This window comes from Halotalea alkalilenta DSM 17697 (assembly GCF_000621205.1).
GTDB classification, from domain to species: Bacteria; Pseudomonadota; Gammaproteobacteria; order Pseudomonadales; family Halomonadaceae; genus Halotalea; species Halotalea alkalilenta.
This window is the reverse complement of sequence record NZ_JHYY01000022.1, coordinates 1-13,342: the sequence shown is the minus strand read 5'-3', so window position 1 is coordinate 13,342 and position 13,342 is coordinate 1. Positions and strand designations below refer to the sequence as shown.

The 13,342-nt window shown below is 62.9% G+C and carries 11 protein-coding genes; 2 read left to right on the top strand and 9 right to left on the bottom strand.

Annotated features, from left to right (window positions below; all coding sequences use genetic code 11):
• Positions 1-72 precede the first annotated feature (72 nt).
• From galE to Q376_RS0102840, 9 genes are all read right to left on the bottom strand, one after another.
• Positions 73-1,083, bottom strand: coding sequence for a UDP-glucose 4-epimerase GalE (gene galE, locus Q376_RS0102880; RefSeq protein ID WP_027349028.1), 1,011 nt, complete (start codon positions 1,081-1,083; stop codon positions 73-75).
• A 73-nt stretch (positions 1,084-1,156) separates the two neighbouring features.
• Complete coding sequence (locus Q376_RS24170; protein WP_043446025.1) at positions 1,157-2,509, bottom strand: undecaprenyl-phosphate glucose phosphotransferase; 1,353 nt, start codon at positions 2,507-2,509, stop codon at positions 1,157-1,159.
• Between the two features lie 85 nt (positions 2,510-2,594).
• Entirely contained in the window at positions 2,595-4,103 is a 1,509-nt protein-coding gene (locus tag Q376_RS0102870; RefSeq protein ID WP_027349026.1) for a lipopolysaccharide biosynthesis protein, read from the bottom strand.
• A 93-nt stretch (positions 4,104-4,196) separates the two neighbouring features.
• On the bottom strand, positions 4,197-4,988 hold the full coding sequence (locus Q376_RS0102865) for a glycosyltransferase family 2 protein (protein WP_027349025.1): 792 nt from the start codon (positions 4,986-4,988) through the stop codon (positions 4,197-4,199).
• Positions 4,989-5,108: 120 nt separating this feature from the next.
• Positions 5,109-6,077, bottom strand: a complete 969-nt coding sequence (locus tag Q376_RS0102860) for a glycosyltransferase family 2 protein (protein ID WP_027349024.1) — start codon at positions 6,075-6,077, stop codon at positions 5,109-5,111.
• Positions 6,078-6,134: 57 nt separating this feature from the next.
• Positions 6,135-7,229 carry an EpsG family protein gene (locus Q376_RS0102855; RefSeq protein WP_027349023.1) on the bottom strand — a complete coding sequence of 365 codons (1,095 nt, stop codon included), beginning with the start codon at positions 7,227-7,229 and terminating at the stop codon, positions 6,135-6,137.
• A gap of 79 nt (positions 7,230-7,308) precedes the next feature.
• Positions 7,309-8,367 (bottom strand): glycosyltransferase family 2 protein, encoded by a 1,059-nt coding sequence (locus Q376_RS23890; RefSeq protein WP_052364899.1) that lies wholly within the window; start codon positions 8,365-8,367, stop codon positions 7,309-7,311.
• A gap of 63 nt (positions 8,368-8,430) precedes the next feature.
• Positions 8,431-10,635, bottom strand: coding sequence for a polysaccharide biosynthesis tyrosine autokinase (locus Q376_RS0102845; protein ID WP_052364898.1), 2,205 nt, complete (start codon positions 10,633-10,635; stop codon positions 8,431-8,433).
• A 92-nt stretch (positions 10,636-10,727) separates the two neighbouring features.
• A complete protein-coding gene (locus Q376_RS0102840) occupies positions 10,728-11,852 on the bottom strand; it encodes a polysaccharide export protein (protein ID WP_155834120.1) in 1,125 nt (374 codons plus the stop codon).
• 845 nt (positions 11,853-12,697) lie between these two features.
• Here Q376_RS0102840 and Q376_RS0102835 point away from each other — a divergent pair.
• Positions 12,698-12,940, top strand: coding sequence for a hypothetical protein (locus tag Q376_RS0102835; protein ID WP_027349020.1), 243 nt, complete (start codon positions 12,698-12,700; stop codon positions 12,938-12,940).
• 43 nt (positions 12,941-12,983) lie between these two features.
• A partial coding sequence (locus Q376_RS0102830) for a sugar phosphate nucleotidyltransferase (protein ID WP_027349019.1) occupies positions 12,984-13,342 on the top strand: 359 nt, incomplete at its 3' end.

Sequence of the window (13,342 nt, the reverse complement as noted above, 5' to 3'; positions counted from 1 at the left end):
GGTGCCCGACGGAAAGGGGGAGAAAGCGGGGCCTGGTGAAGCCTATCGACGCCTCACAAGCCAAGCCGGGGACTAGCGATAGCCGTCGGGATTTTGCGACTGCCAGCGCCAGGTGTCCTGCATCATCTCCTCGAGGCCGCGCCTGGTCTGCCAGTCGAGCTCGTGCTTGGCCTTGCTCGGGTCGGCCCAGAACTGCGCCAGGTCGCCCGCGCGGCGCGGCGCGACCACGTAGGGAATCTCGCGACCGCTGGCCCGCGCGAAGGCATCGATCATCTCCAGCACCGAATGCCCGCGCCCGCCGCCGAGGTTCCAGATCCCTACCCCATCGATCCGCGCCAGCGCATCGAGGGCGCGGACATGCCCTTCGGCTAGATCCATCACATGGATGTAGTCGCGCAGGCAGGTGCCGTCCGCGGTCGGGTAGTCGTCCCCGAACACCCGCAGCTGCGCGCGCTTACCGACCGCCACCTGGGCGATGTAGGGCAGCAGGTTGTTGGGCTCGCCGGCCGGGTCCTCGCCGATCGTGCCGCTCTCGTGGGCACCGACCGGGTTGAAGTAGCGCAGCAGCGCGACGCGCCAGCGCGGGTCGGCGGCCTGGAGCTTCTTCAACAGCTCCTCGACCACCAGCTTGGTGTAGCCGTAGTTGTTGGTCGGCGTGCCGGTCGGCATCTCCTCGCTGAACACCGGCGTGCCAGGGTCGCCATAGACGGTCGCCGAGGAGCTGAAGACGATCCTGAATACGCCGGCATCGGCCATCGCCTGCAGCAGGTGGGTGCTGCCGGCGACGTTGTTGTCGAAGTACTCGAGCGGCTTGACCATGCTCTCGCCGACCGCCTTGAGCCCGGCGAAGTGGATCGCCGCCTCGATCGGGTAGCGTCCGAGCACCTCGTCGAGCCGGGCACGGTCGCGGATGTCGCCCTGCTCGAAGGCGACGCGCTTGCCGCTGAGCGTCTCGACCCGGCGAACCGCCTCGCGGGAGCCGTTGCAGAGGTTGTCGTAAACGACCACTTCATAGCCGGCCTCGAGCAGTACCAGGACGGTGTGCGAGCCGATGTAGCCTGCGCCTCCGGTGACTAGGATCATGCGGGTCTCTCCCTGCTGAATGAATGAAGCCGCGCTTGCGTGCCGCCCCCGAAGGCGACCCGCCGCTGCCGGGTCAATAGGCGGTCTTGTCGGTGAACACCTTGAATGCGGTGGCCAGGATGATCCTGACGTCGAGCACCAGCGACCAGTTCTCGATGTACCAAAGATCGCATTCTATTCGCTTGTCGAGCCGGGTATCGCCGCGCCAGCCGTTGACCTGGGCCCAGCCGGTGATCCCTGCCTTGACCATATGCTTCTTCATGTAGTTGGGCACCTCCTCCTTGAACTGCTCGACGAACACCGTGCGCTCGGGACGAGGACCGACGATCGACATGTCACCGAGGAACACGTTGATGAACTGCGGCAGCTCGTCGAGGCTGGTACGGCGAATGAAGGCGCCGAAACGGGTGGTGGTCTTGCCCTTGGCGTTGCCCCACTGCACGCCGGCCTTCTCGGCATCGACCGGCATCGAGCGGAACTTGAGCATATTGAACGGCCTGCCGTTCCAGCCGACCCGCTCCTGGCGGTAGAAGATCGGGCCCGGCGAGGTCAGCTTGACCCCGATCGCCAAAGCGATCATCACCGGCGAGATCAGCGCCAGGATCAGCGCCGAGATGACGATGTCCTCGAGACGCTTGCTGAACGACGCCCAGCCGGTCATCGAGGTGACGCTGAGATCGAACGCGTGCAGGCCCGAGACCCGATTGACCTGGAAATTGATCAGCCGCAGCGGTGCGAACTCAGGAATCAGCCGGATCTGCACGGTGGAGTGGCGCAGCGCATGCATGATCGGAGCGATCACCGCGCTGTCCGAGAACGGCATGCATATCCACACTTCCTGCGCCTGCTTGCGGCTCACCTGGCGCGCCAGCCAGGCCATCGCCTGGGCATCGAACGCGGTACCCGGACGCAGCCGGCAAACCCCCGCGATGCCATAGCCCTCGTGGGCATTGCGACGCAGGTTGCGCGCCACCGTCATCACCGAGGCCGCAGGCCCCACCAGCAGCACCGGCTTACGATGACGCGGGCGCGAGTGGTAGTAGAGCGAAAGCCCCATCAGCGCAGCGCGCAGCGCACAGACGAAGGCGAAGGAGAGCGGCATGGTGAATAGCAGCCAGGTACGCGGCTCCGGGCTCTGGTGGCCGCTGAACAGCAGCACCACGCTCATCAGCACGAAGACGATCGCCCACACCTTGATCAGCCGAACCGTGCGTTCGACCAGCGAGGTGTTGCGCCATTTGCTGTAGCCGCCTAGCCACAGGTTGGCGCACATCACCAGCAGCGAGATACCGCTGAGGAAAAGGAAATAGTCGTTGGCGAGCAGGTACTCATCGAACAGCACCGAGTAGCAGATCCAACCTGCGGAGAAGATCGCCGCTAGATCGGCGACGGGCGCGAGGCCACGGATCGGGTTGGTGGTTTTCATGATCGACACCTTGAACGATGGACGGCGGATGAAGAGGATGCGATCGCCACCGACGATCGCGATGGAAAACGCCTGCGCAAGGCGATCAGCCCCAGCGGGGACGACGGGCCAGCAGCGCGGCAAGGTTGACCCGCAGATAGAGGGCGCTGAGCGCTGCCGACAGCGCGCAGACGCCAAGCACGAGCAGGGTCAGCAGCGTCGATAGACGCCCGGCCCACACCGCTTCCGGCAGCGCCCAGTAGAAGCCGAGCGGCACCAGCAGGCCGAGCAGCATCAACGGCAGCACGTCGGCGACCATCCAGCGCCGATAGAACGCGGCGTCGACGAAGCGGGCGAAGACCACCCTCGACCAGACGAAAAGCAAGAACAGGTTGATCCCGACCCAGGCAGCGCCGGTGCCCACTGCGCCGTAGTGATAGGCCGCCCAGACGATCACCGGCACGAACACCGGCAGGAAGCAGGCGAAGGCGCGGGTGTTGAACGTCAGGTTGCCGCAGGCGTACTGGAGGCTGTAGCAGAAGGTGTAGATCACCTGCAGCGCGTTGCCGACCACGTAGAGCGCGAGCACCGAAGCCCCCATGGCGGCGACCTCGGCGTTGCCGGTCCAGAGCCAGAGCAAATGGTAGGAGAACAGCGCCATGCAGCCGGCCACCGCGGTGATCACCGCGACGGTGATCTGGGTGGCGAGGCGGAAGAAGTCGAAAAAGCCCTGCTCGTCGCCCGCTGCCTTGAGCGCGGTCAGCCGCGGCAGGACGATCTGGTAGAAAGGCAGGTTCAACATCATCACCGCGCTGGCGGCGATCGTGGTGGTGCTGAAGACGCCGAACGACTCGAGGCTTATGAACTTCGACAGGCTCACTTTGTCAACCTGGGTCATCGCGATCCAGGCGACGTTGGCGAACGCCGCACCGAGCATGAAGCCGAGCAGCGGAGCCAGCAGCTCACGGATCGGCTTGCGCTGCGCCGCGGCCGCGGGCACGTAGCGACCGCCCTTGATGCGGATCACCAGCGCCTCGAACAGCGCCACGGCGCCCTGGTAGTAGAAGAAGGCCTCGATGTCCCCTGGGCGCAGCCAGACCACCAGCGCACCGCCCAGGTACTTCAGCGACAGCGCCACCGAATTGAAGCTGCTCAGCCATATCTGCTCTTCATGGCCCACCAGCACGTTGCGAAAAGGCTCGGACTGCCAGCGCGCCGCCACCGACACGATGATCGAGATCAGCGCCACCACCACGCTCGAGTGCTGCAGATGCTCCACGTTGAGCCAGCCGGTGGCGATCCAAGGCGAAAGCGGCACGCCGACCAGCACCAGGATGATGCTGGTGGCGAGGAAGAATCGCGCGAGCACCCGGATGACCGCGGCGTAGTCGCCGCTTTCGACCGCGCCGGACTTGAATCTCGCACTCTCGCGGATGATCCCAGCGCCGATGCCCGCGTCGAGCACCGCAAGCCAGGCCAGGGTCATCGCGAACAGGCCGACCAGGCCGTAGGCCTCGACGCCTAGATAGTGCAGGTAAATCGGCACTACCAGGAAGCCGAGCAGGATGCCATAGACCTGGTTGCCAGTGGTGATGATCAGTTTTTTCTTCAGCATCGTGACGGCCGCCCTTGCACGAATCCGCGATGGTCGACGGCATGTAGCGCCGCATACCTGTTTTTCTCACCTCGATTTTTATTTTTTTAATGTTCAGCCGTGGCGCACGCCATTTTTCATCATCACGTAGTAGTAGTAATAGAAGTGCTTGAGGGTCATCCGGCTGAATTTCTTCTTGGTCTTTCGCTGATAAGCGTGGGTAATGCTCAAGGCATCGCTGACGTAGTTGACCAACCCAAGACGCCCAGCCCGCATGCAGAAGTCGAAGTCCTCGGGACCATAGAAGATCTTCGAGTCGTAACCTTCGAGCTTGTCGAACAGCGCGCGGCGGTAGATCTGGTTGGCGCCGAGCATGTAGTCCACCACCAGCGGGAATTCGAGGCTTGCAGGGTCCAGATCGCTCATCATGTGGCGATTCTGGACATTGGCGAAAAACGGAATCTTCTGCAGCACTTCGACTCGGGCGGCGAAAGGCTGGATCCAGCCAGGAAAGCGCCGGAAGGACTGCTGGAAACTGCCATCCGAGTTGAGCAGCTTGAAACCCAGCACGCCGGTTTCCGGATAGCGCTTGTAATGGTTGTCGATCGCTTCGACGAAGTGACAGTCATCGATGATGGTGTCGTTATCCAGCGTCATGATGAACCGGCCACTGGAGAGCTCCACCGCCTTGTTGCGTGAGACGCTGACCCCCATGTTGTGCTCGAATCGATAAGTGATGACCTTGGGGTAGCGCTGATTGACGTGCACCAGGGTGCCGTCGGTGGATCCATTGTCGATCAGGATGATCTCACCGGTAGAGAAGTCGAAACGGTCGTAGAAAGAGCTAAGGCAGCGATCGAGCACGCCCAACTCGTTCCAACTCAGAATCACGATGCTCAAGTCCATGGTCGTTCTCTCCAGGTTCGAGTCAGAGGCAACGGAGCGCTCTCTCGCACCTAAAGAGCGAGAAAACGCGATGTATGGGAAAAGAAATGGTGGCTCGGGTGCATACGCCCCGGCCCTGGGTCACTCGGCCTTGCGTGGGGCGGTGCTGGCACTCGAGCGGAAGATCGAAAGAGTCTTCAGGATCGCGAAGGAGACCAGCGAGCGGTCACGCTGGAAGCCGTAGTGGCGCAGATGCTGCGCCATCGCGCGCCAGCCGGTGGCGGGAAACAGCGCCAACGCCGCCGACCAGTGATCTCGGAACAGCGCCCACTCGCGCCGCGGTACCGCGCGGGCGAAGGGAATCAGCACGGAGAAGCTCTCGCTGACCAGCAGTCGGTCGAAGTCCTCGACGGGCAGCTCGGGGCGCAGCTGCGCGATCGCCTCGATCGCATCGAACTGCTTGTTCAACGTGCTCCTGGTGATCGACCCTACCCGGCGCCGATAGCCGTAGTACTCACCCGGCGAGTAGACGTGCCTGGAGACCGCCTGCTTGAGCAGCGGCGTGGTCGCCATGTCCTCGAACAGCTTGCCGACCGGAAAGCGCACTCCATCGAACAGCTCGCGCTTGTAAAAGCGTGCCCAGGTGGTCTTCGGCAGCATCATCATCCAGTCGCTGCCGGTGACCCGTGGTGAAGGCGACGGGTTGACTGCGACCCGCACGCCCGCATCGTCGAAGCGATACGACCCCATGGTCAGGCAGTCGGGAGCGAGTGTCTCGAGCACCTCGACGTGGTGGGAGAAGAAATCCACCGCGATCAGGTCATCGGAGTCGATGAAGGTCAGATAGTCGCCACCGCTTTGCTCTATCCCCGCGTTGCGCGCAGCCGAGAGGCCAGCATTGGGCTGACTTGAGTAGCGCCAGCCCCTGCGCTCGCAGTGGCTCATCGCGAGCCGTTCGGAGCCATCGGTGGAGCCGTCGTTGATCAGCAGGACCTCGACCGCCGCGCGCCATTCGACCGGCATCGCATCGATCGCACCGGCGACCGAGTCGAGGCAGGCATCGAGGTAGTCCCGCACGTTGTAGACAGGAATGATCACGCTGATCTTCATGCGCGCTTCTCGCTGATGGGGAAAAAGGAATGCCGGACGAGCGCGTGTCGACACGCTCTAATAGAGCCCCAGCGTGGCTCGAAACGACCCGTTGGCCATGACGAAGAAGAAATAGAGAATGCTGGTCGCCGAGATGAGGTAGAAAAGCTGCTGCTTGTTTCGCGCGGCCGTCATCGCCATCACGGTCAGTACCGGCAGCAGCAGGACGACGAAGCGCTGGATCCGGTTGGCGCCCTCGCCGAACTCGATCGCCATGCCCGAGATGCCGACCACCAGCAGATAGATATTGAGTACGTAGACGTAGACGCGGTTTCGGTTCGGCAGCTTGAGGAAGGTGAACAGCGTGGCGAACAGATAGAGCACCACGGTCTTGAAGTAGATCGAGAGCTTGGTCTCGGTGTAGATCCCCTCGCGGATACGCTCGGCCACGTAATCGATCCCGGACGACTCCACCACCAGCCTGAACACCTGGGCGCATCCGAGAATCAACATCACCATCGAGACCACGAACATCGGCTGCGAAGTCTTCAGCGGCCTGACCAGCAGGATCACCGGAATCATCATGATGCTGGCCACGTGGGAGAACATCATCAGAAACAGGCAGCAGCAGACCGCGACCATGCGCCGCTCGATCAAGAAGCTGATCGCCAGCAGCAAGAATCCCACCGCCATCGCCTGACGGACCTGATTGGCGACCAGGAAGATGAAGGTCGAAGCCGAGATGGTGAGGAAGAATGCCAACGGCAGCACCAGCCCGAGGCCGAACTGCTCCACCGCATCACGGTGCAGCAGCAGCAGGCGCCGCTGGCCGGCGAACAGGCAGCCGATCGTCACCGCCGCGGTGAGCAGCAGGTAGAACTGCATCCCACCGAGCTTGTAGCCGAGCACGCCCAGGCCGAAGTAGACCACCTCGACCCAGAAGATCACGTCGGTGATCGAGTTCGATGCCGAGACCCAGCTGGCGAACTGCCAGGTATCGGTGCCGACCTGCAGGCCGCGCATGCCCACCAGCAGCACCATCGCGACGATCAGGCAGTAGAACACCGTCACACCCCAGCGGCGCTGGCGGAGCACACCGAGGAGCACGCAGCTCAGAAACGAGATGAACCCGAGCGCGATGTAACAGAGGTAGAACATGATGGGATTGAGCATTGTCCCCTCGATCTCACGATTCGCGTGGCCTGGGTGGTGGACGTCGAGCAAGGCATGGCGTCGGGCATGTCGGCATGCCCTAGGCGACTCGCGGACGCTGCCCGCGCGACAGTGCGCGCAGCTGCAGCGCCAGGCGCTTGCTCAGGTTGTAGAGATAGGGATGCTGGAACAGCGAGCGCCGCTTGAATTCGAGTCCGGCAAGGTGGTCGGCCAGCGCCTGGTCAAGGTCCGGGCGGCCTTCGACCAGTAGAGCGAACTCATCGCGCATCATCTCCACCGCACGGCGCAGCGGGTAACGGCGCTGGAGGGTGAAGTGGTAGTCGCGCACCAGTCCGCAGAACACCGATAGCGCATAGTGGGAATACGGCTCACCGCGGTGCGCGCGAACCAGCTCACGGTAGCGAGCGATCACCCGGCGGATGTCGCCAAGCTGGCGCTCGGCGACGCTGTTGACCGCACTGGTGGGATTGATCCGGTAGCCAAGCAGCGGGCGGTCGAGGCAGACGATCTCACCGGCCGCCAGATAAAGCTCGGGGATCAGCATCGCATCTTCGAACATCGACAGTTCGCGATCGAACTCCCGCCCGTCGAACAGCCGACGATGATAGAGGCTGGCCCAGACGTACCACTGCCCCGAGTGGATCACCTGCGCCATGCGGGCCTCGGCATCCAGGGCGCCGGCGCGGTAGTGGCGTGGTTCACGATGGATCTCGAGTGCCCTGATGCCGCGCGGTTCGCCGCGCTCGGCGTGGGTGAAGTAGATCGCATTGAAGCCGATCACCTCGACTTCGGGATGTTCGCGCAGCACCGCGCCGAGCGCCTCGAAGTAGCCTTTCAACAGCAGGTCGTCGGGATCGAGGAAGGCGAGATAGCGCCCCTTCGCGAGGGCGATCCCGCGATTGCGCGCGGCACTCACCCCGGCATTGCGCTGGGTGACGATGCGTACCTGGCCGCGCCACTGCGGGTATCTCTCGAGCACCCTGTGGACCAGGCCGATCGAGCCATCGGGACTACCATCGTCGACCACGATCACTTCGACCCCCGCGGTCAGCTGATCGAGCAGCGATACCATCGCCTCCTCGATATAGGCCTCGACGTTGTAGACCGGCACGATCACTGAGATTTCGACCGACTCCATCCAACTTCTCCTAGTCCAGGCGAGTGATGCGCCGGGCGCTCGCCCGGCGACCGGCTCGGGCCTCTAGCCGTAGCGATACTCGTAGTGGCCATAGCTGTAGACCGTGGTGGCCTTGCGCTCGACGGCATTGAGGATCACCCCTTTCACCGAGACCCCGGCGTTGATCAAGCGCTTGCGGGCGACGTCGATCTCCTTGCGCGTATTGCGCTGGAACCGCGCGACCAAGAGCGTGGTGCCGACCTGATGGCCGATGATCCCGGCGTCGGTGACCGCGAGAACCGGCGGGCTGTCGATGATCACCAGGTCATAGCTGTCCTTGGCGCTCTCGAGCAGGAGCTGCAGGCTCGGCTGCATCAGAAGCTCGGAGGGGTTGGGCGGCAGGCCGCCGCGCGGCAGCAGGTCCAGCCCTTCGATACCGGTCGGGTGGATCACCTCCGCCTGGGTCGCGGTGTTGGAAAGCAGCTCCGAAAGCCCCGGGCGCCCGGAAAGCTTGAAGGTGTGGTGGAGATAGCCCTTGCGCATGTCGGCGTCGATCAGCAGCACCCGCTGGCCGGCCTGGGCGCACACCGCGGCGAGGTTCATGCAAACGAAGCTCTTGCCGATGTCGGGGCTGGGTCCGGTGATCATCAGCGCCTTGTCCCGCGACTCGAGCATCGCGAAGTGCAGGCTGGTGCGCAGGTTGCGCAGCGCTTCGATCGACTGGTCACCAGGGAAGCGCCGCGCCAGCAGATCGGCGCTGACCAGCTTGTCCTTCTTGCCGCTTCTGACCTTGCGGGTGAGCTTGGCCTGCTCGCTGGAGGCCGGTACGGTGGTATAGACGGGCAGGTCGAGCCCTTCTATCTCCTCGGCGCTCTCCACTCCGCGGTTGAAGATCCCGCGCAGCACCACCCAGACCACGCCGATGATCGCGCCGAGCAGCAGCGAGATCACCACGATCAGCGCGCGCTTCGGCGCGATCGGCGTCGGCTTGACGCTGGCGTCGTCGATGATCCTTACGTTGCCGACGGTGCTGGCCCGGGCGATGTTGGCCTCTTCCATGCGGTTCATCAGCTGGACGTAGACTTCCTGGTTGACCCCTACGTCACGCTGCATCCGCAGCATCTGCTGCTGGGTGTCGGGCAACCCGTTGATCTGGCGATTGAGCGCGTCCCGCTCGCGCTGCAGCTGGCTCTTCTTCTGCAAAAGCGCCGCGTAGGTCGGATGGTTGCGCTGGAAGCGCGTCGAGATGTCCGCCTCGCTGAACTCAAGATCGGTGATCTGGCTGTCGACGTTGACCAGGCGCTGCAGGATCGATTGGTTCTCGAGCGGCAGGTCGATGCTGCCGTGCTGGGTGCGATACTGGCTCAGCGCGTTCTCTGCCTGGTCGAGCTGATCGCGGATCTTGGGAATCTGCTGCTGCAGGAACTCGAGACTCTGCGCCGCCTGAGCGCTGGAACGCTCGATGTTCTGTGCCAGGTAGAGCTGGACGATCGAGCTCAGCGCCCGGCGAGCGCGCTCGGGATCGGGGTCGTTCAGATAGAGCGACATCACACCGGTCTCCTGGCCTTCGGCGGCGACCGAGAAGCGCTTGCGCAGGTCATCCACCGCCACCAGCACGGAGCTCTGGGTGATGTCGAACTCGGCGCCGGTAGGCGCCTCGATCCGATCGACGGTCAGGTTGACCTTGCCGTCGAGAAACGACGCGGGCTCATCGATCACCCCGATGCCGAGCACCCGGCCTTCGAACGACAGCGCATAGCTCTGCGCATCGACCACCCGCAGGGTGAAAGGCTCGCCCTGATAGACCGGGTCGACATCCAAATGGCCGATGCCAACGTCCTCCCCTGCCCAGACCATGCTGCTGCCGCGGGCGAATTCCGGACGGGTGAACTCGCTGCGTACCAGGAAGCCGCCGATCAGCGGCACCAGCTTGGGTTCGATCATCACGTCCAGACGCTCGTCCGTCACGGCCTGGCCGAGCACGTGGCGCGACATCATGATCCGCCGCTCTCCGTCGGCCTGCGGCAAGGAGTCACCGAGCAGCGAGTTGACGTTGAGCATCGGCGTGGTCAGCGGGCTCTCCTTCTCCACCTGGACCAGCGCATCGGACTGGTAGATAGGCGTAGCCAGCAGCGCGTAGAGCGTACCTAGCGTGGCGAACAGCGCGGTGACGCCGATGATGGTCCATTTGTGATCGACGATGAGCCCAGCGATACGGTTGAGATCGATCTCCTCCTCGCTCGTGGGCGCGGTCTGGCTCGGCGGTATATTGCGGATTTCGACGGTCATGGGGTCTCGTCCTATGCGGTCCCGCTCCAAAAGGGCAGGCGGTTGGTCGAATGCATGGCGGGGCGAACCCCGCCGCCAGTCACGCGGGGCGATCAGAGGTCGCGTACGTTCTGAGTGGTTCGGGAGATGTCGTAGATCGACCCCACTGAAGGCAGCAGCAGGCTGATGGTGCGGTTCCAGCGGCCGAGCGCAGTAGTAGTGACGTAGACGATGTCGGTGGGCTTGAGCATGAATTCAGTACCGAGCATCAGCGCGGCGCTGTTGCGTGCGTCGAGCTGATAGACCGTGGCCATCTTCTGGCTGCCCTCGGGAGCCCGGCGAATCACGAAGATCCCGGTGGCGTTGGCGCTGCCCTCGTTGATCCCACCGCTCTGGGAGAGCGCGTCGGTCAATGAGTAGCGGGTGTTGCCCATCGAGATCGCCCGCGGCTGGATCACCTCGCCGAGGACGTAGACCTTCTGGTTGCCGACTTCGGGGACGTGGAGCACGTCGCCATCTTCGAGCAGGCGGTTCTGGGCGAAGTCGCCGCGTTGCAGCATGTCGAATACCGAGAGACGGATATCCTGCCCGCGATGGGTCAGCACCACGTTGTGCCAGTCGGCGGCGTCGCTGAGGCCACCGGCCGCCGCGACCGCATCGAGGATGGTGAGCGGCACGTTGGTGATCATCTGCGCGCCGGGCCTGTCCACCGAGCCCGTGACGTAGGCCTTCTGGGAATTGAACGCCGCGACCCTGACCGAGATCTGCGGTGAGGCGATGTAGCCGTCGGAGAGCCGACGAGCGAGTTCGTCGCGCACCTCGAGAGCGGTGAGCCCCGCCACCCTGATCCGACCGATATAGGGGTAGTAGAGCGTGCCGTCCGGCTCGACCACATTGCCCGACTGCTCCGGGCTCTGGTCGCTGCCCGCCGGGTTGGTCAGCTCTGGATGGTCATAGACGATCACCGAGAGGATGTCGCCCGGCCCGATACGATAGCTGTAGTCCGGCGCGAGCGAGCGCGAAGAGGTCAGCGAGCGATCGTTGAGCTCGCCCTGCCGAGCGCTTTCGGCGGCCTGGGCGCGCACCAGGCCGAGCGTGATCGGCTCGATGTCGACCAGCTCGTCGATGTCGTCGCCCGCGGTATCGTAAGGTATCGCGCCCCCTGGAGCGAAAGCGCAGCCCGCGATCGCCGGGACGAAACAAATGGATAGTAGCCACTGACGGCATCGACGTTTCATACGTGTTCCTCGGCCCATCGAGTTGATTTATTAGAGTCACACTTCCACTGCCGGCGATTGCCCTGCGGCCCTGCACCGCAGTGACCACCACCGCGTGTCACTCAGGTTTAGAAACGGATTCGAGAACACATACCCGCGTATGAAACATCGAAACTTAAATGTTTAAACATAGGCATGTGACGTGTCGTCGAGGTTGTCGACTTTTCTCCAGGCGCTACCACGCTACCGCCCTCAGTGCTCATGTCAGCCTGATGAAGAATTTGATATTTCATTGACGAAAAGGGTTCGCAAGGCTTTTTCAACAAGCCCCGACGACCGTTATCCCAAACACTATTCGATTTATCCCAGACCGCATGAAAGCCCACCATGCGGATTCACAGATCATTGTATTTTAAAGGTTTTTAATTATTTCGCCGTCATCGTCAAATAACAACGCAATATCATCCCCTTCTCTACCGGCGCATTCCCCGATGTTGCTCATCTTGGATCGATAAGATTCCGTTTTCGGACACCACGTATCGACTAAGGTCAGTCTACACTCCCTGAAAAGGGGCACCAGATTCAAAAAATGTCAGCCTCCCTGCGTAATATCCCATTTCTACGCATTTTTCCGACGTTTTGATCCCAGTCTGCAAATCGTGTCAACGCGGACGATCGAGAAAGCCTTGATCGGCAATCAAAAATTAAAATCACGAACAACCCAACCAGGATATTCGTCCCAGCCCGAGGTAAGTTGCCATTTATTATTTGGCGCCCCTAACATCCTTGCGAACACGGCGACGACGAGCACACTCGTCGGACACCGCGGGCCAACGTCGCAGTTCCATAGATGAATGAGGTTCCCGATGAAACGAAAGCCGCTATTGCTCTCTTCACTGCCTTTACTCTGCGCGATCAGCGTCACCGCCATCGCGCAGGAGCCGATCACTCCCGGCGACGGCGCCGGGAGCGCGGCGCCGAGCTACTCCACTGGAGAGATAGCGGGCGCCGTGGCGATCTCCGCGGCGGCGATAGGCATCCTGCTGCTCTCTTCCGGAGACAGCGGTAACGGCACCGCGCAGCCGACCGGTACCACCGGCACTCAATGAGCGCCGCGACGACGCTCTCGTCCCAGCCCAAGGAGGGCTTCAAATGATCCGCAAGGCCGTGCTTCCCGTTGCAGGTTTCGGCACCCGCTGCCTGCCCGCCTCCAAGGCGATCCCCAAGGAGATGATCACCATCGTCGACAAGCCGGTGATCCAGTACGTCGTCGAGGAGGCCGTCGCCGCCGGCATCAAGGAGATCGTGCTGGTCACCCACTCCGCCAAGGCCGCGATCGAAAACCACTTCGACAAGCACTTCGAGCTCGAGACCCAGCTCGAGGCCAAGGGCAAGACCGAGCTGCTCGAGGAGCTGCGCAACATCATCCCCGACGACGTCACCATCATCAGCGTCCGTCAGCCCGAGCCCCTCGGTCTCGGCCACGCCGTGCTCTGCGCCAAGCCCGTGGT